Origin of the sequence: Achromobacter sp. HZ34 (assembly GCF_002209485.1) — a bacterium.
GTDB lineage: Bacteria > Pseudomonadota > Gammaproteobacteria > Burkholderiales > Burkholderiaceae_B > Bordetella_C.
In genome coordinates this window covers 152582-169429 of record NZ_NJIX01000009.1, presented here as the reverse complement: position 1 = coordinate 169429, position 16848 = coordinate 152582, and the positions used below count along the sequence as shown (strand labels likewise).

Below are 16848 nucleotides of genomic sequence, written 5' to 3'. Positions count from 1 at the left end.
TCAGACGCGAGTTTGATGCGTTGACGCTATTGCTTCAACCGCAGTTAAGACAAAAGATTACGCCTTCGCCCTGGTGACCTCTTTTGCTCATCCTTCTGCCCGTCTACTTTCTCGCCGCGGTCTTGATCTCGGCATGGCTGTTTTTCCCCGCGCTGCGCACTACGACGCTGCGGGGAATACGCGCCTGCCTGCATGGCCTGCGCCGTGGTGTCGCCCGCTCGACAGAACGGGCTGGCGGCCGGGTGGGCGGCCTGCTCGGCGGGGTGGCCGGAGGCGTCGCGGCGGCGGGAAAAGGGGTGGGCAGCTTCATGAATCGCCACCGCTGGCAAACGGGCCTGGTGGTATTGGTGGTGTCTCTTCCGACCTTTTTTGCTTTCCTCATGAGACACAATCACACATTTGTTTACGAGACGGATTTACGAAATCCTAACGTACAAATTGAAGCGCTTTTGGCTGGGGAAAGGCTGGTTCCGCCCCCCCCGTTGCCCCCGGAAGCCTTCACCACCGCCGAGGTGGTCATGGTGCGTCCGAACATCGTCACGGCCAGCCGCAAGTGGGAATTGCTGGACGCCGATTTCACCCAGCGCCTGCTGCTGGTCTACCAGATCATGCGCGATCAGTACGGCTACGAGATGGTGTTGATCGAGGGCTACCGCAGCCCCGAGCGGCAACAGGAACTGCTGGACAAGGATGGCCCGGTCGTGACCAACGCCGGCGCCTGGCAGAGCTATCACCAATACGGCCTGGCCGCGGACAACGCATTCCTGCGCGATGGCAAGATCGTCATCTCGGAGAAGGATCCTTGGGCGCTACGCGGCTACCAGCTCTATGGCGAGGTGGCGGAGCGCGTCGGCCTGACATGGGGCGGCCACTGGAAGTTCGCAGACTACGGCCACGTGGAGTTCCACAAGCCCGGCGTGAAGCTGGGGCAGCCGCCGCCACAAAAATGACCGCTTGAATCCCGACGAACAAACCTAAACGTATAGACCCGAACGCACAGACCGGAACGACCAAACCTGAAACGCGCCGAACCGCCCCGATCCCGAATCAAAAACATAACGCTGCCCTCGTAATCCAGATATGTCCCGTCTCCTCAAGTCCGGTTTGATCATTGCGCTGGTGTTCGGCGTGGTGTGGCTGGCCGTCATCATCTGGTGGCAGGAAACGCGCGCGCTGCCCACGGCGGTGGACATCGCCCTGCTGCTGTTCGTACTGCCGCTGACCTTGCTGTGCCTGGGCTGGCTGGGCCTGCGCACGGCCCGCGCCGCGCGCGCGCCCAAGGCCCAGGGCGCGGCGGCCACGACCACGGCGACGGCGACGGCCGCGGCGCCAGCGCAACGCACCCTGACGGCGCGCCTCGCTCTGCTGGGCGCATCGGTGCGCACCGCGGTCGGCGCGGATGCCGCCAGCACGCGCCAGGCTCTGGCCGAACAGGGCCGCCCCCAACTCGATCCGCAACTGAAGGACGTGCGCGGTTTTCCTGTGTTCGGCGCGCGTGTCGGCACGCTGGATACCAACGAACTGCGCATGCAGGCCGTCGCCGCCGACGTGCCGTACGAGGCCCAGGACGACGAGGCCCTGCGCGCGACCGCGCTGCTGCGCGCCGTGATGGAGGACGCCCGCGACCGCGCCGTGGACCATGTCCTGTCCGTTCGGATGCCGGCAGGGCCCAGCGAGAAGGACGAGGACTGGCCCATGCTGCACGTGGACGTGATGCTGCCGGGCGCGTGGACCGCCGCCGCGCGGGATCGCGCCGTCCCGGTCGCGGCCGGTGCCCTGCGTGGCATAGCCGCCGCCGGCGCGGCGTGGCCGGCAGCCCGCCTGGCCCTGGTGACACACGAGGTCAGCGACGACACCACCGTGCCGGCACATCTCCACACCATCGGCATGCGCACGGCCGAAGCACAAGCCGAGATACAGGCCCGGGCCCAGGCACAGGCCGCGACGCCGGCCACGTCCTACCGCAATAACGCGGGCGGCACCAGCCAGGTTCCGCGCTTCGATACGAATGCAGCCAGGGACACCGGCAATAACACCGGCAACAACGCTGGCAACAACGCCGGCCGCAACGACCTCGCCCGCAACAACGGCCCGCTCGGACCCGAACCCTCGCCCCTGCGCATCGTCGCCGCCGCGGATTCCTACATCAGCCAAGGCCGCGCCAGCGCGTGGCAAGGCCAGCGCCGCCTGATGACGGCCGAACAGCCGCAAGGCATGGTGCCGGGCGAAGCCGCGGCCGCGCTGCTGCTGGCGGCAGTGCCGGCGCCAGGGCAAGGCCAGTACGTCGCAACGCTGGCGCCTTACGCCAGTCGCGCGGCCTCGGCCGATGCGCGCGGCGCCGCCGCCGATCCGGCCCTGCCCGGCCTGGCGCAGACGCTGCTGCAGGAACAGGGCCTGGCCGCCGGCAGTCTGGCGGCGCTGGTCAGCGACGCCGACCATCGCGGCAGCCGGCCCATCGAGATCCTGCAACTGGCATCTGCACTCGCGCCCCATCTGGACCCCAATCAAGACTGCCTGGCCGCGGGCAATGGCTGCGGCCATGTCGGCGCTGGCGCGGCCCTGCTGGCCCTGGCATTGGCCGCCGACGCCAGCGAGGCGCTGAATGCGCCGGTGCTGGCCGTGCTGACCCAGGATCCCCTGCTGCGCGGCATCGCCGTCGTGGCCAGCTTCGAATCGTATCCTCCGACGAATCCTTCCCTTCCGTCCTCGACATGACCAGCCCTTCCGGACTGTTTTCCAGCTTCACCAGTTTCCTGAGCGATATTCGCTCCTGGTTATCCCGCATCGCCTCCAGCCCGAAGACGTTCATCTTCTTCGGCTTGATCGCCCTGCTGGTTTTCCTGTTCCTGCTGGCCGATACGCCAGAGACGGGGCTGATGTGGGCCGGCACGGCGCTAGGCGTCTTCCTGGTGCTGTGGCTGCTGTTCTTCATCATCCGCCGCGCCCGGTCACGCAAGGCCAATGACCAGTTGGGCGACGTGCTGGAAAAGCAGGCGCAGACCGGCAAGAGCACCTCGCGCGGCGACGTGCAGGCCCTGCGCGAACGCATGTCGCAAGCGGTGCGCACCATCAAGACGTCGAAGATCGGCCAGTTGTCCGGCAACCAGGCCCTGTACGAACTGCCCTGGTACATCGTCATCGGCAACCCCGCCGCCGGCAAGAGCAGCGCGGTGATCAATTCAGGCCTGCAATTCCCCTTCGCCGACAAGAACGGCGCCGCCGTGCGCGGCGTGGGCGGCACGCGTAACTGCGACTGGTTCTTCACCACGGAAGGGATATTGCTCGACACCGCCGGCCGCTACTCCGTGCACGAGGAAGACCGCGACGAATGGCTGGGCTTCCTGGACCTGCTCAAGAAGCACCGTACACGCGCGCCCATCAACGGAATCATCGTGGCCGCCAGCATCGACGAGCTGTCGGCGTCCGGACCGGAATTCGCCATCGAGCTGGCCAAGAACCTGCGCCAGCGTGTCCAGGAACTGATAGACCGGCTGGAAGTCTTCGCGCCGGTCTACATCATCTTCACCAAGGCCGACCTGATCTCCGGCTTCGACGAGTTCTTCGCCGACAGCGACGAACGGGAACGCAACCGCGTGTGGGGCGCCACCCTGCCCTATGGCGCCGAGGAAAGCCGCGACGTGCTGTCGCTGTTCGACACGCGCTTCGACGAACTCTACGAAGGCCTGAAGGAAATGGGCACCGCGCAGATCTCCCTGCGCCGCTCCGGCGACCTGCCCCCCGGCCTGCTGACCTTCCCGCTGGAATTCGCCTCGATCAAGCCGGCACTGCGGACGTTCCTGTCCACGCTGTTCGAGACCAATCCCTTCCAGTACAAGCCCATCTTCCGCGGCTTCTACTTCACCAGCGCCCTGCAGGAAGGCGTGGCCCGCAGCACCTCCACCGACAAGCTGGCCGAACGCTTCGCCCTGACGGCGTCGCGGCGCGAGACCACGCAGCACGTGTCCTCGCACAACGGCTACTTCCTGCGTGACCTGTTCTCCAACGTCATCTTTTCCGACAAGAAACTGGTGCGCCAGCACGCCAGCCCGGGCAAGGTGCGCATGCGCTACCTGGGCTTCTTCGGCCTGGTGCTGGTGCTGGGCCTGGTGCTGGGCGGCTGGACCTGGTCCTATATGGGCAACCGCCAGCTGGCCTCGAACGTGCAGGCCGACATGGACAAGGTCGTGCGCATGCAGCAGGAAGGCTCCGACCTGCAAAGCCGCCTGGAAGCCATGCAGATCCTGCAGGACCGCATCGAGCAGCTCGACCGCTACGCCACCAGCCGGCCCGTGTCGCTGGGCCTGGGGCTGTACCAGGGCGACGAGCTGCGCCATCGGCTGCTGCAGGAGTACTACGCCGGCCTGAACCAGATCATGCTGATGCCGGTCAAGGGCAGCCTGGAAGACTACCTGGCGCGGGTCGGCAGCTTCGGCACCCCCGCCAATGCGAACGGCCAGCCGGCGGCGCGCCCCGTGCCGGTGGCGGCCGCGGCGCCCGACACGCTGTTCCAGGACTCCTCGCCGACCAATCCGCAGGACGCCTATAACGCGCTGAAGACTTACCTGATGATGTCGAACCGGGAGCACGTCGACCCGACCCATCTGTCAGACCAGATCACGCGCTTCTGGCGCGGCTGGCTGGAGACCAACCGCGGCACCATGCCGCGCGACGCCCTGATCCGCAATGCGGAGCGCATGATCTCCTTCTACGCTTCGCGCTCTTCCGACACCGAATGGCCGCGCATCAACCTGAACCTGGCGCTGGTCGAGCGCACTCGCGGCAATCTGCGCACCGTGATGCAAGGCATGCCGGCGCGCGAACGCGCCTACGCCACCATCAAGGCACGCGCCGCCACCCGCTTCCAGACGATGACCGTGGCCCGCATCGTCGGCAACCAGGACAACGTGGTGATGGCCGGCAGCTACGCCATTCCCGGCACGTTCACCCGCGAGGCCTGGGAGCAGTACGTGCAGCCCGCCATCCGCGAAGCTTCCAGCAAGGAACTGCAGACCACCGACTGGGTGCTGGGCGTGAATGCGCGCGACGACCTGACGCTGGAAGGCAGCCCGGAGCAGATCCAGAAGAGCCTGGACACGATGTACAAGACCGAATACGCGGAGGAATGGAAGAAGTTTCTCGGCGGCGTCAGCATCCAGCCCTTCACCAGCTTCAGCCAGGCCGTGGACGCGATGAACCGCCTGGGCGATCCGCAAACCTCGCCCATCGCCAAGCTGATCAACACCGCCTACGACCAGACGTCCTGGGACAATCCGTCGCTGATCAGCACCGGCCTGCAGCAGACGCAGACCGGCGTGGTGGCCTGGTTCAAGCGTGAAGTGCTGCGCCAGAGCACGGCCCCGCAGGTCAAGGAGAATCCCAACAACACCTTGCCCATGGGACCGGTGGGCCGCGAGTTCTCCGACGTGGCGCGCCTCGTGGTGGCCCATGAGAACCAGTCGCTGCTGGGCAACTACATGGCGGCCTTGTCGAAGATTCGCACGCGCTTCAACACGCTCAACAACCAGGGCGATCCCGGCCCCGGCGCGCTGGTGTTGATGCGCCAGACGCTGGAAGGCAAGGAATCGGAACTGGCCGACGCCTTGAAGATTGTCGACGAGCAGATGCTGGCCGGGCTGACCGATACCCAGCGCGAAACGCTGCGCCCGCTGCTGGTGCGCCCGCTGGTGCAGGCCTATGCGGTGACGCTGCAACCCGCCGAACGTGAACTGAACAAGGTGTGGACGGCACAAATCTACCAGCCCTTCAACCAGGACCTGGCCGAGAAGTATCCCTTCTCGCCCAACGCCACCGTGGAAGCCAGCTCGCAGGAGATCGGCCAGATCTTCGGCCCGCAAGGCGCCATCGCCAAGTTCGTGTCCGACACGCTGAGCCCGCTGACCGTGCGCCGCGGCGACGTGTTGACGGCGCGTACCTGGGGCGACCTGGGCGTGAACCTGCTGCCGACCTTCACCGCCAATTTCTCCCAGTGGGTGGCGCCGTTGTCGGGCGCGGCGGCCGGCGGGGGCGCGGCAGCGCAGCCGCAGACGCTGTTCCAGATCCAGCCCAAGCCCGCCCAGGGCGTGACCGAGTACACCATCGAGATCGACGGCCAGCAATTGCGCTATCGCAATACGCCGCCGCAGTGGGTCAATTTCGTGTGGCCCAATGCCCAGGGCGCCCCGGGTGCCCGCATCACGGCCACGGCCTTCGATGGCAGCGTGGTCGAGGTGGTGAACGAGCCCGGCCGCTACGGCCTGGAGAAGCTCATAGGTTCGGCGCAACGCACTTCCAATCCAGACGGTAGTTTCAATATGACCTGGTCCAAAGCCGGCGTTTCGGTCCCCGTCACGCTACGCATCATCAGCAACGCCCAGGCGGCCGGGTCTGGCGCCAGCGAACCTTCCAGCGGCCAGGGCCTGCGCAATCTGCGCCTGCCCCAGGCGGTGGTGGCACCCACGCCGGCCAACGTGGCGGACAACCGTGTGGCAGCGCCGGCGCCCGCCCCCGCTCGTACAGGGGGCAAATAATGAACGCACCTTTGCAATCGCCCGCCTACCGCGCGGCTTACTTCGGCAAGATCCCTTCGCGCGGCGACTTCGTGCGCAGCACCACGCATCCCCAGTTGATGGCCAGCCTGGACGCCTGGGCCGCCAACACCATGGAGCTGCTGGCACAGGACCCGCATTGGAAGACGCTGTACGACGACGCGGCGGGTTTCAATTTCGCGTTCCTGGGTCCGCGCAGCAAGATCGCGGTGGCGGGCCACCTGCGTCCCAGCCAGGACCAGTCCGGGCGACGCTTCCCCTTCCTTAGCGCGACGTCGCTGGAGGTCTCGCGGCCGCAGGAATTCATGGCGCGCAGTCCGGTGTCGTTCAGCCGCCTGTGGAACCGGCTCGACTCGGTAACGACGACGCTGATCAAGGATGCGGATTCCAGTTCCGGGCTGCAGTCCTTGAACAGCCTGGAAGGCGCCATCCATATCGCGCCGGACGATGGCTTCGATACGTTCGTCGACGTGCAGACGCTGGAACGCGTGGAACAGATGCTGCGCGGCGATGGCCACGAAGTGCGCCTGCACGACGTGATCCTGGCCTTGGGCATCCTGCTGGAACCCGTGATGAACAGCGGCGCGTCCCACCTGGACCAGGGCCTGGCCTTGCCGCTGCCCAGCGATCCGATGTATGCGAACCTGGTAGCGGCCTATTGGATGACGCTGGTGACGCCGTTCCTGGCGCTGGCGGATTTCGAGGTGGCCACGTTCGTGGGCCAGATCGCCGGCAAGCAAAGGCTGGTGATCGGCTTCCGCGGGGCGTCACCGCATACGCTGGCCAGCCTGCTGTCGACGCCGCAGGTGCTGGCGGCGCAGAACATCGTGCTGGACCAGGCGCCGTGGGTAAGCGAACACGTGAGCGCCAGCCATGGCCTGGCCAAGCTGGCCAGCTATCTCGATCAACCGAAATTGTCGCTGCGCACGGCGCTCGACACTTTCCGCGAAGTTTTTATCGGAGCATGACTATGCGCCTGGCTTTCTTTGCCGCGGCCTTCGCGCTGTCCGGCGCCTGCGCCGCCCAGGACGCCGCCACGGTGGTGCCCGCCAACGTCGTTCCCCAACCGGGCCAGGTGGTGGCCAGCGGCGCCGTTCCCGACCAGGCCACCAAGGCCGATGTGCTGGCCAAGCTGCAGCAGCTGTACGGCGTGGGCAATGTGATCGACCGCATCGACGTGGGTGGAGTGGTGGCCCCGCCCAACTGGAGCACGCACGTCGGCAAGATGATTTCGCCACCCTTGAAGCAGATCAATCGGGGGCAGCTGGATATCGACGGGACGCAGATCAGCCTGCGCGGCGAGGTGCAGAACGAGGCCTCGCGCCAGCAGATCGCCAGCAGCCTGGCGACTGCTTTGAATCCGACCTACAAGATCGTCAATGGCTTGAGGGTGGCGGCGGCGAAGGACGAACAGGGGATGCTCGACAACCTGCTCTCGAACCGCACGGTGGAGTTCGAAACCGGCAGCGCGACGTTGACGACGCGTGGGCGCGAATTGCTGGACGAGATCGCCAATGTGCTGCCGCGCATCCGCGCCGACAAGGTGCAGATCATCGGGCACACGGACAGTTCCGGCAGCCGCCCTACCAATCTGGCGTTGAGCCAGGCACGGGCGGATGCGGTGAAGGCCTACATGGTGGAGAAGGGGCTGCCCGCCGCGCGCTTCGACGCCGTGGGTGTGGGGCCGGATCAGCCCTTGATGACCAATTCCACGCCTGAAGGCCGGGCCAAGAACCGCCGCATCGAATTCCGCGCCGGCAGTTGATGGCGGGGTCCCTGGGGGCGGCTACCGTGAGGGCAACCTTCTTTATCGCCCTGTGCCGGCGGCGCTTCCACCGTCACGGCCAGGGTGCGGATAGTCTTTCTATCCTTCATTCCCCGTCTTGGGAACGCCAAGCAGTTCTTCCAGGTCCGCCAATCCCTGGTCGTTCTTGAGGACGGTGCGCAGCCACAGGTGCAGGGACATTTCGCCCCAGCTGGCGGCCTTGTCGGCAAGGTAGGCGACCGGGCTGTGCGGTTCGGTGCGGCGGAAGAAGTCGGCCACTTCACGCAGCTGGTGCAGGGCCTGGTCACGCGTCTGGATCGGCCCCCGCGCGACCGCGGGCTGGCCGGCGGGCTGTCCGCCGACAGACGAGGATTGCTCCGGAATGGTCATGGTGGGTTCCAGGCGTTCGGCTTGCCCGCGCAGGGCTGCGTTGGCGGTATCGGTGTGACTGGCTCCGGCGCCCCCGGCGGCGGAAGCATTCGGCGCACCGCTGTCGCTGCGCACCAGCAGTCCCGCTTCGCGAGCGAACCGGGTAGCCAGGGCAGAAGCATTGCGCAAGGCTTCACGCAAGGCGGAGAACGACGGCCCCTCGTCGCCCAGGCGTTCTTGCAGCAGTTGGTCCAGGCTGTCCAGGGCCTGTGCACAACCGTCCAGGTCGACCAGCAGTTCGGAATAGAACGCAGGCGGCGTGTCGCGGCGCGCGGCATCGAACTGGTCCTGCGTGACCTTGCCGCGGCTCAGTTCAGACGCATCTTGCGGCGCGCGCTTGATGGCATTGGCCAGCTGGACGGCACTGTCCCATACGGCCAGGCCATAACGGCCGGCTTCACTGCGGGTCAGCGGGATCTCGACGACCAGCTGGCGTGACTGGCTGATCAGCCAGCCCAGGTTGCCTATGCGTTGCGCCGCATCGCCGTCCTCGGCGCGCGGATGCAGGCCTTCCCAATAATCCCGGCACAAGGCCTCGACCAGGCGATAGCCATCGCGCAAGCCGCCAAACCCTTCGCGGCGCGCCCATGCTTCGGCCAGCCAGGCGGCGACACGGATGTCCTTGCTGCGCTCACGCAGGACGACGCCGCACAGATGCACCACCTGCGGCCAATCCGCTTCCTTCAGATCGATGACCCAATCGCCCTGCTCCAGCCCCGGTTGATCGAAGCGGCGCGCTTCACGGATCTGGTCGAATTCGGCCGAGAACACCATGTCTTCGCCGCACGGGTCATCACCCGGTATCGGCTGCAATAACGTATCGAGGTCTGTCATTGTGATTAGCGGAGGGCTCGCCGGCGCGCGCCCGGGCGACAGCCATCTTGCAAGCAGGAAATAGGAGACGGGATGATCCCATAGCGTTGCGGCAAGTAGAAGGCTGACGAAACGCTCTCTTACAAAATGAGTAACCAATAATGATGCCGGCGCAAGGGTTCGCCAATATCATTTGCGGCTGCATCCCCTTAGCCCTGAACCATAAGGTATGCCCGTCATGAGCAACGATTTCCGCCTGGCCTTCGACGGCCACTATTACCGCGGTGCGCCTCGTCGTGCCCCCGATGGCACTTATGTCAGCGGCGAAGGCGCCATCACGCGCGCGCCGGACGGCACCTACGTCGCCGGTACGCCGCAACGCACGCCCGATGGCCACTATATCGGCGGCGAATCCGCGGCACGCCTGGCACCGGACGGCTCATTTGTCTCGGGTGACGTGCGTCTGGCGCCCGACGGCACGCTGGGCTGATCCGCACGCTCATCCACCGCGCACGCATTCTCCCCTTACGCACTCATCATCATGGCGCGTCCTGTCATACGTAAAGGCGACCGCACGTCACACGGCGGCGTCGTGGTCGAGGGCGACGAAACCGTCGTCGTCTTCGGCCAACCCATGGCCCGCATCGGCGATCGCGTGACCTGCCCCAAGTGCAGCGGCACGCACACCATCGTCGAAGGCACGCCGGATGTGGGCTCCGACCGCAAGACCGCGGTCGAGGGCATGAAGACTTCCTGCGGCGCCACCCTCATCGCCAGCCAGCAGTTCTATACGCTGGGCTGAGCCAGTTCACCGCGGATGCGGTCACCGTCTTCATTCAATTGCGGCGCGCGCTCGCTGTAGCCTTCCGCGAAGCCGGGCTGCGTGCGCACCGGCGTACGCACCGCCTTGAACGAGAAGTCGTCGGCGGCGCACTCCACGAACATTCCGCGGGCCTTCAACTGTTCGTTGTCGGACATTTCCGGGATCGAATTGATGGGGCTGCAGGGTATGCCCGCGGCGCCGATCAACTTCAGCCAGTACTCGCGGCCCTCGGTCGCCAGCTTCGCCTCCAGTTCCCGCTTCAGCGCCTCCGTATTGTCCAGGCGGTCGCGCGGCGTCAGGTAGGACGGGTGCTCGGCCAGCTCCGGCAGCCCGATGGCGTTCACCAGTGACCGGTACATCGAATCGCCCACCGTGCAGATGACGATGTAGCCATCCTTGCAGGCGAAGGTATCGAACGGCGTGATCAGCGGATGGCGCGAACCGACGCGGCCCGGCTCCTCGCCCGTCACATGGTGGCGCATATAGTGGCTTTCCAGCAGCGCCACCTGGCAATCCAGCATGGCGACGTCGACACGGCTGCCACGTCCCGTGCGGCGGCGTTCGTTCACCGCCGCCACGATGGCCAAGGCCGCGTACACGCCCGCGCACAGATCGCCGATGGAGGTGCCGACACGGGTAGGCTCGCCATCCGGGTGGCCGTTGATGCTCATCATGCCGCTGAGTGCCTGCACCACCAGGTCATAGGCGGGCAGGTCGCGCCACGGCCCGGTCTGGCCGAAGCCGGAGATCGAACCATAGATCAACGAGGGATGGCGCTGCGCGATGGTGTCGGCCGAATAGCCCAACTTGTCCATCACACCCGGACGGAAGTTTTCCACCAGGATGTCCGCTTCGCTCATCAGCGTATCCAGCACCGCGCGGTCTTCCGGCTTTTTCAGGTCCAGCGCGATGGATTCCTTGCCGCGGTTGATCGACATGAAGTAGGCAGTCTGCCCGCTCTTTCCCGGCGGCACGTAGCGCGAATCGTCGCCATTGCCCGGGCTTTCGATCTTGATGACGCGCGCGCCGAGATCGGCCAGCAGCAGCGTGCAATAAGGACCGGACAAGTAGCGGGTGAGGTCGACGACAATCAGGTCGCTGAGGGGGCCGTTATTGCTGGAGCGGGATAGTGCCATGGTTTGCCTCTCTATGTTTCTTCGGATGGGTAAGGGTTAGGCCGGTTCGAGTCCGCCACGAACCCGTCCGGCAGCGTCATCAGGAATTCGGCGAACGAGCGCCCCGCCACGGCGATGTGATCCACCGCGGCACGGAAGGCCGCCCATTCATCCTGCTTTTCTATGGCCTCCAGGATGCGGCGGTGGTCCGCCGCCGACTCGGTCATGCGGCCGGCCTGGTGGAAGTTGTTGCGTCGATACAGTTGGGAGCGCTTGCGCAGCGTGGTGACATCACGGGTCAGGTATTCGTTGCGGCAGCTGGCATACAGCACCTCGTGGAACGCCACGTTCTCGCGGGCATACAGCTCGACATCGTTCTTGCGCGCGGCCGCGTCGCAACGGTCGACCAGTTCCTTGAGCGAGGCCAGCGCCTCCGGCTCGATGCGGCGCGCCGCCAGCATGGCGCACAGGCCCTCTTGATAGGCGAGCAGTTCCAGCAGCGCCAGCAGGTCCTTGCTGGACAGCTTGGCCACGAACGCACCTTCGCGCGGCACCCGATAGGCCAGCCCCTGGACTTCCAGCAGCTGAATGGCCTCGCGGATCGGCGTGCGCGACACGCCATACCGCTCCGCCAGGACCAGTTCGTCGAGCATCTCCCCCGGCGCATAGCGGCCGTTGATCATGTCTTCCTCGATCCGGTCCCGAATCGTCAGGGCGAAGTTGCCTTTAACTTTCATATTGCGAATCCCATGCTAAAAATTATAGAATCGATCTTATAAATTACACAACCGACTATTTAAATTAAATATGACGACAGAGAAAAAATCAGAGGCCCCATCGTTAAACATAGAAGGATACTTGGCCCGTATCACCCTGCGTCGCCCTGCTCACGCGAACCGCCTGGAGCCGGCGGACCTGGACGTACTCATGGGCTTCTGCGCACAGTTGCGGCAGGACAGCCAGGTTCGCGCCGTCGTGCTGGAAGGGGAAGGCCGCCACTTCAGCGCGGGCTACGACATCCGCCGCATCATGGAAATCGCGGGGGATTCCGCCACCGGTCCTCTCTACAACCCATTCGAAGCGCTGGTCGATGCCTTCGAACGGCTGCCGCAGCCAACCATCGCCCGCCTGCATGGCGGCGTATACGGCGGTTCCACCGACCTGGCGCTGGCCTGCGATTTCCGTATCGGCACCCCTGCCACGGAAATGTTCATGCCGGCCGCGCAGATGGGCCTGCTTTATTACCCGTCCGGACTGCGCCGCTACACCGAGCGCCTGGGCGTGCGGCACGCCAAGGAAATGTTCCTGCTCGGAGAAAAGATCGATGCCGCCGGCATGCTGCGCATCGGCTTCCTGAATGAACTGGTGCCGGCCGAGGAACTGGACCAGCGCATCGCCGCGTTGACGCAGCGCCTGTGCGACCAGGCGCCGCTGGCCATCCGCGGCGCCAAACAGGCGATCGACGCCTTGGCGCGCGGCCAGTTCGACCTCACCGCCTTCAAGCAACTGGAGGCGCAGACCCTGCGTTCCGCCGACTTGAAGGAAGGCGTCGCCGCCTGGGCGGAGAAGCGCGCGCCGCGCTTCTCCGGGCACTGAAGGACCGCCGCCCCTTATTTTTTGCCATCGCCTCCGCGACCGGCATGCGCCGGCGCGGCACCACCAATGGACACTGAGGAGACAATCATGTCCGCCCACTCCCGCAGACTTCTGCTGACCGTAACGGCCGCGGCCCTTACCTTTTGTACGCTGTACACCGCCGGCGCCCAGGCGGCCGACGCGTATCCCGACAAGCCCATCCGCTTCATCGTCACCTATCCGCCCGGCGGCGGCGCGGACATCGTGGCGCGCCTGGTCGCCGCCAAGATGACGCTATCGCTGGGACAACAGCTGATCGTGGAAAACCGCCCCGGCGCCAATGGCCAGATCGGTGCCAACACGCTGGCGCGCAGCGCGCCGGACGGCTACACCATCATGCTCGACGCCACCGGCTTCTCCATCAACCCGGCCCTGTATCCCAAGCTGCCGTACGACGGCAAGAAGGATTTCGCGCCAGTGTCCGTGCTGGTGCGCTTCCCCAACGTGCTGGTGAAGAATCCGAAGTTCGCGCCGGACAGCGTCAAGAGCCTGGTCGACTACGTTCACCAGCAGCCCGGCCAGGTGTCCTATGCATCGTCGGGCACGGGTTCGGTCCAGCACCTGGCCGGCGCGCTGTTCGCCAGCATCGTCAAGGGCGACCTGGTGCACATTCCCTACAAGGGCGGCGGCCCGGCCCTGACGGACGTGGCCGGCGGCCAGGTACCCATCATGTTCGCCAATGGCGCCTCTGCCCTGCCCTTCATCCAGAGCGAGAAGGTGGTCCCGCTGGCCACCACCGGCACCGAGCGCAGCGCGGCGCTGCCCAATGTGCCGACCGTCGAAGAAGCAGGCGTCAAGGGCATGTCGGTGTACGAATGGAATGCGCTGTTCGTGCCGGCCAACACGCCGCAGGCCGTCATCGACAAGCTGGCAGCCGCGGCGCACGCCGCCGTCAACGATCCCACGGTGCGCAAGCAGCTGATCGAGATGGGCGGCGAGCCCATGGGTGCCAGCCCCGCGGACTCGGCGAAGTTCATCGACGAACAGATGGTCACGTGGAAAGGCGTGGTCTCGCAGAACCAAATCAAGCCGAACTGATCGCGGGGCAGCACGGCGCGCCGGGCCTCGTGCACCGGCGCCGCGCTGGTCACCGCAGGAGTCCAGACATGTACAGCATCGATGTGCTGATTCAAGGGTACCCGGGACGCAGCCTGTTCCATGGCTCGCTGGGTTGGAGTACGACCACGTTGTTGCGCGGCGAAGGCCGGCGGATACTGGTCGATGTCGGCGCTTTCGGCGCCCGCCATTTGCTGGCGAAGCAGCTGGCGGAACTGAAGGTGGCGGCGGGCGACATCACGGACGTCGTGTTGACGCACGCGCACTACGACCATTCCGTCAACTTCACGCTTTTCCCGAACGCGACCGTATGGATCGGTGAGAAGGAACTGGCCTGGGCTGCCGCGCAGCCACCCGGCTTCGATCCTTTGCCCGAGCTCTATGTGCGGGAACTGGAAGTATCGCCGCGCGTGAAGCGCATCCAGGCGGGCGACCGTTTCCTGCCGGGATTCCGCGCGGTCATGGCGCCCGGCCACACGCCGGGTCACCTGCTCTTTTATGTGACCGGCAACGAGGGCGCCATCCTGTTCACCGGCGACGCCGCGAAGAACCGCGCGGAGCTGCTGGCCATGACGGTGGCCGACACCTACGACCAGGCGATAAGCCAGGAGAGCCTGGCGCTGATCTGGGACTACTGGAAGCGCGAGCCCGGCACGCTGCTGGTGCCGGGACATGATCTTTGCATGCGCCTGGACGAGGCCGGCCAGCCGCGGTACGTCGGCGAACGGCGCGCCGTGCTGACCGCCTGGCTGGGCGACACGATGGAACCGACCAGCATCGATCTGTGCTGTGGCGGGGCCATGACGCGATATAGCGCTTGAATGCGACGAGCGGCGGCGGGTCGGCGTGAGACCAGCCACGCCGGTGCACGCTCGGTGCGCGTCGAAGGCCTGTTGCCGGCGACCGGGCGGCGCCGGTCGCCGCGGCGCTTACTTCATCCGGCCTGGCCACGCCACTCGGCTGTCGCCGTACCCAGCGGGCCGGCAGGGTAGTCCCAGCGCATGGGGGCGCCCAGTATCGCCAGCGGCGGCCGGGCGCGCTGCGCGGGGCCCCAGTGAGTAATCTCGTGATCGGCCGCGTAATCTTCATCGCGCGTGGCCAGGCCCTTTTGCTCGCGCGAACCCTCACCGGTCGACTCGGCCAGTCCGAACAAGGCCTCGGCGGTGCGCGCCAATGACAGGCGCGCACTCACGGCCACGCCTTCCTGCAGTCTGAGCGCCAGGCCGCGCAGCACGGCAGCGGCGATCAGATAGCCGGTGCCCTGGTCCAAGGCCTGCACCGGCATGGGGAAGGGTTTGTCGGCGCCACGCCAGGCCATGCCGGCGTGGGCGATACCGCTGCTCATTTGCACCAGACTGTCGTAGCCGCGCCGGCCTTGCCACGGGCCGCTCCATGCATACGCGTCCAGCGTGACGTCGATCAAGGCGGGGTTGATGGCGCGCCGGGCCGCGGCGCCGTAGCCCAGGCCGTCGAGGGCGCCGGGGCGGTAGCCATGCACCAGCACGTCCGCTTGCGCCAGCAGGGCTTCGAAACGGGCACGATCGCCCGGGTCGCGCAGGTCCAGCCGCGCGCAGCGTTTGCCCAGCGTGACGTCGGGTGCCAGCGATGGTTCGTCCCAGCCCGGTGGGTCGATCCGCAGGACATCCGCGCCATAGCCTGCCAGGAAGCGCGTGGATACCGGGCCGGCCAGGATACGGGTCAGGTCAAGGACCTTCAGGCCCGCCAGCGGACGGTCCTGTCTTGGGCGCCATGACCCGGGGCTTGTGGAGGGATGTCCGTTCGCAGGATGCCCGGATGCAAGGGCTGCGCGCGGATCGCCGTCCTTGGGACGCGGCGAAGGTGCGGCAGCAAGCGGATGCCTGGTCCACGCGATCAGCGGTTCCGCCGCGATTGCCTTGCCTTGCGGATGTGCGCGCCATTGCTCGAGGGTATGCATGACAGCGGCGCAACCGCCGGCGGCGACGACGGCCTGCTCCAGATCCTGGCCTTGCCACCGGGCCACCGTCGCGGCTACGGTGGCGCGGTCTTCGGCACAGCGCAGGACCGACAAGGCGGCGGCACGATGATGAGGGGCATTCGTGTGCAAGCGTATCCACCCATCCGCGCTGCGATAGTCACCGGCGATGCTGTCCCATGTGGGCGGCAACTCCCACCCCACAGGACGCAGGGATGTCCCGAACCAGAGACCGGTCAACCGGCGATCCACGGTCAGTGCGGGAAGGAAGCGGGGGTTCTCAGGCGCAACCGCGGCGGAATTGCTGTCGCCGTTGCTGTTGTTCGCTGGCGCGGCATCCTCGTGCGGTCCACTGGAACGCATCAATGCGCGCAATGCGGCACCGGCCGCGGCCACCGTGCCGGCGGCGAAGTCGTCGACCGGCAGGACGTAGGGCAGCACGCCGTCGCCCTGGAAGTGAATGTTGTCGAGGTCCTCTCGCGCCAATCCCAAGGCGCCTGCCGCGACACGCAGGAATGCACGGCTTACCGTTGCGTCCTGGATTTCCAAATCGTCCGTTCTTGCTCTGTCCATCATGGTTGGCTCCAGCACCGGCCACTCGTCGCGGCCTGTTCGATGATCGACGCCAGCGGCCATGTCCGGCAGCCGCTGCATCACACCGCCAGCATAAGCGCTACGATATTGACGTCAATCTTGATGCTATTCATCAATAT

The 16848-nt window shown here is 66.1% G+C and carries 14 protein-coding genes; 10 read left to right on the top strand and 4 right to left on the bottom strand.

What is annotated here, in order from left to right:
- The first annotated feature begins 83 nt into the window (after positions 1-83).
- The 5 genes from CEY05_RS28135 to CEY05_RS28115 all read left to right on the top strand — a co-directional run bounded on the left by CEY05_RS28135 (position 84) and on the right by CEY05_RS28115 (position 8310).
- Entirely contained in the window at positions 84-950 is an 867-nt protein-coding gene (locus CEY05_RS28135) for a M15 family metallopeptidase (RefSeq protein ID WP_088600582.1), read from the top strand.
- Between the two features lie 130 nt (positions 951-1080).
- A complete protein-coding gene (locus CEY05_RS28130) occupies positions 1081-2715 on the top strand; it encodes a hypothetical protein (RefSeq protein WP_088607545.1) in 1635 nt (544 codons plus the stop codon).
- Positions 2712-6527, top strand: coding sequence for a type VI secretion system membrane subunit TssM (gene tssM / locus CEY05_RS28125; RefSeq protein ID WP_088600580.1), 3816 nt, complete (start codon positions 2712-2714; stop codon positions 6525-6527). Before CEY05_RS28130 ends, tssM begins: the two co-directional genes overlap by 4 nt.
- Positions 6527-7513 carry a type VI secretion system-associated protein TagF gene (tagF, locus tag CEY05_RS28120; protein WP_088600579.1) on the top strand — a complete coding sequence of 329 codons (987 nt, stop codon included), beginning with the start codon at positions 6527-6529 and terminating at the stop codon, positions 7511-7513. Before tssM ends, tagF begins: the two co-directional genes overlap by 1 nt.
- Positions 7514-7515: 2 nt before the next feature.
- Entirely contained in the window at positions 7516-8310 is a 795-nt protein-coding gene (locus CEY05_RS28115; RefSeq protein WP_088600578.1) for an OmpA family protein, read from the top strand.
- 99 nt (positions 8311-8409) lie between these two features.
- Here CEY05_RS28115 and tssA read toward each other — a convergent pair whose 3' ends face one another.
- Positions 8410-9573 carry a type VI secretion system protein TssA gene (tssA, locus tag CEY05_RS28110; RefSeq protein WP_088600577.1) on the bottom strand — a complete coding sequence of 388 codons (1164 nt, stop codon included), beginning with the start codon at positions 9571-9573 and terminating at the stop codon, positions 8410-8412.
- A gap of 217 nt (positions 9574-9790) precedes the next feature.
- On the opposite strand from tssA, the gene CEY05_RS28105 reads away from it, so the two are divergent.
- A complete protein-coding gene (locus CEY05_RS28105; protein WP_088600728.1) occupies positions 9791-10042 on the top strand; it encodes a hypothetical protein in 252 nt (83 codons plus the stop codon).
- Between the two features lie 51 nt (positions 10043-10093).
- Positions 10094-10354 (top strand): PAAR domain-containing protein, encoded by a 261-nt coding sequence (locus tag CEY05_RS28100; RefSeq protein WP_088600576.1) that lies wholly within the window; start codon positions 10094-10096, stop codon positions 10352-10354.
- On the opposite strand, the gene CEY05_RS28095 is transcribed toward CEY05_RS28100, so the two are convergent.
- Both CEY05_RS28095 and CEY05_RS28090 read right to left on the bottom strand, forming a co-directional pair.
- Positions 10339-11511: a CaiB/BaiF CoA-transferase family protein gene (locus tag CEY05_RS28095; RefSeq protein ID WP_088600575.1), complete on the bottom strand. Its 1173-nt coding sequence runs from the start codon at positions 11509-11511 to the stop codon at positions 10339-10341. The genes CEY05_RS28100 and CEY05_RS28095 overlap by 16 nt on opposite strands.
- 11 nt (positions 11512-11522) lie before the next feature.
- Entirely contained in the window at positions 11523-12227 is a 705-nt protein-coding gene (locus CEY05_RS28090; protein ID WP_088600574.1) for a GntR family transcriptional regulator, read from the bottom strand.
- A 121-nt stretch (positions 12228-12348) separates the two neighbouring features.
- On the opposite strand from CEY05_RS28090, the gene CEY05_RS28085 reads away from it, so the two are divergent.
- From CEY05_RS28085 to CEY05_RS28075, 3 genes are all read left to right on the top strand, one after another.
- On the top strand, positions 12349-13086 hold the full coding sequence (locus CEY05_RS28085; protein WP_233161751.1) for an enoyl-CoA hydratase/isomerase family protein: 738 nt from the start codon (positions 12349-12351) through the stop codon (positions 13084-13086).
- 87 nt (positions 13087-13173) lie between these two features.
- The gene (locus CEY05_RS28080; RefSeq protein WP_088600572.1) at positions 13174-14163 is read left to right on the top strand and encodes a tripartite tricarboxylate transporter substrate binding protein; all 990 of its coding nucleotides are present in this window, start codon (positions 13174-13176) and stop codon (positions 14161-14163) included.
- 68 nt (positions 14164-14231) lie between these two features.
- Complete coding sequence (locus CEY05_RS28075; protein WP_088600571.1) at positions 14232-15002, top strand: MBL fold metallo-hydrolase; 771 nt, start codon at positions 14232-14234, stop codon at positions 15000-15002.
- 113 nt (positions 15003-15115) lie between these two features.
- Here the strand turns inward: CEY05_RS28075 and CEY05_RS28070 are convergent, their stop codons facing one another.
- Positions 15116-16711, bottom strand: coding sequence for a CoA transferase (locus tag CEY05_RS28070; RefSeq protein ID WP_233161750.1), 1596 nt, complete (start codon positions 16709-16711; stop codon positions 15116-15118).
- Between the last annotated feature and the right edge of the window lie 137 nt (positions 16712-16848).

What these genes read in the sequence shown, in the direction of transcription:
- CEY05_RS28115 (WP_088600578.1), top strand. Translation starts at nt 7,516, where the DNA reads ATGCGCCTGGCTTTCTTTGCCGCGGCCTTCGCGCTGTCCGGCGCCTGC.
- CEY05_RS28090 (WP_088600574.1), bottom strand. Translation starts at nt 12,227, where the DNA reads ATGAAAGTTAAAGGCAACTTCGCCCTGACGATTCGGGACCGGATCGAG.
- CEY05_RS28080 (WP_088600572.1), top strand. Translation starts at nt 13,174, where the DNA reads ATGTCCGCCCACTCCCGCAGACTTCTGCTGACCGTAACGGCCGCGGCC.
- CEY05_RS28075 (WP_088600571.1), top strand. Translation starts at nt 14,232, where the DNA reads ATGTACAGCATCGATGTGCTGATTCAAGGGTACCCGGGACGCAGCCTG.
- tssM (WP_088600580.1), top strand. Translation starts at nt 2,712, where the DNA reads ATGACCAGCCCTTCCGGACTGTTTTCCAGCTTCACCAGTTTCCTGAGC.
- CEY05_RS28130 (WP_088607545.1), top strand. Translation starts at nt 1,081, where the DNA reads ATGTCCCGTCTCCTCAAGTCCGGTTTGATCATTGCGCTGGTGTTCGGC.
- CEY05_RS28105 (WP_088600728.1), top strand. Translation starts at nt 9,791, where the DNA reads ATGAGCAACGATTTCCGCCTGGCCTTCGACGGCCACTATTACCGCGGT.
- CEY05_RS28100 (WP_088600576.1), top strand. Translation starts at nt 10,094, where the DNA reads ATGGCGCGTCCTGTCATACGTAAAGGCGACCGCACGTCACACGGCGGC.
- tagF (WP_088600579.1), top strand. Translation starts at nt 6,527, where the DNA reads ATGAACGCACCTTTGCAATCGCCCGCCTACCGCGCGGCTTACTTCGGC.
- CEY05_RS28070 (WP_233161750.1), bottom strand. Translation starts at nt 16,711, where the DNA reads ATGATGGACAGAGCAAGAACGGACGATTTGGAAATCCAGGACGCAACG.
- tssA (WP_088600577.1), bottom strand. Translation starts at nt 9,573, where the DNA reads ATGACAGACCTCGATACGTTATTGCAGCCGATACCGGGTGATGACCCG.
- CEY05_RS28095 (WP_088600575.1), bottom strand. Translation starts at nt 11,511, where the DNA reads ATGGCACTATCCCGCTCCAGCAATAACGGCCCCCTCAGCGACCTGATT.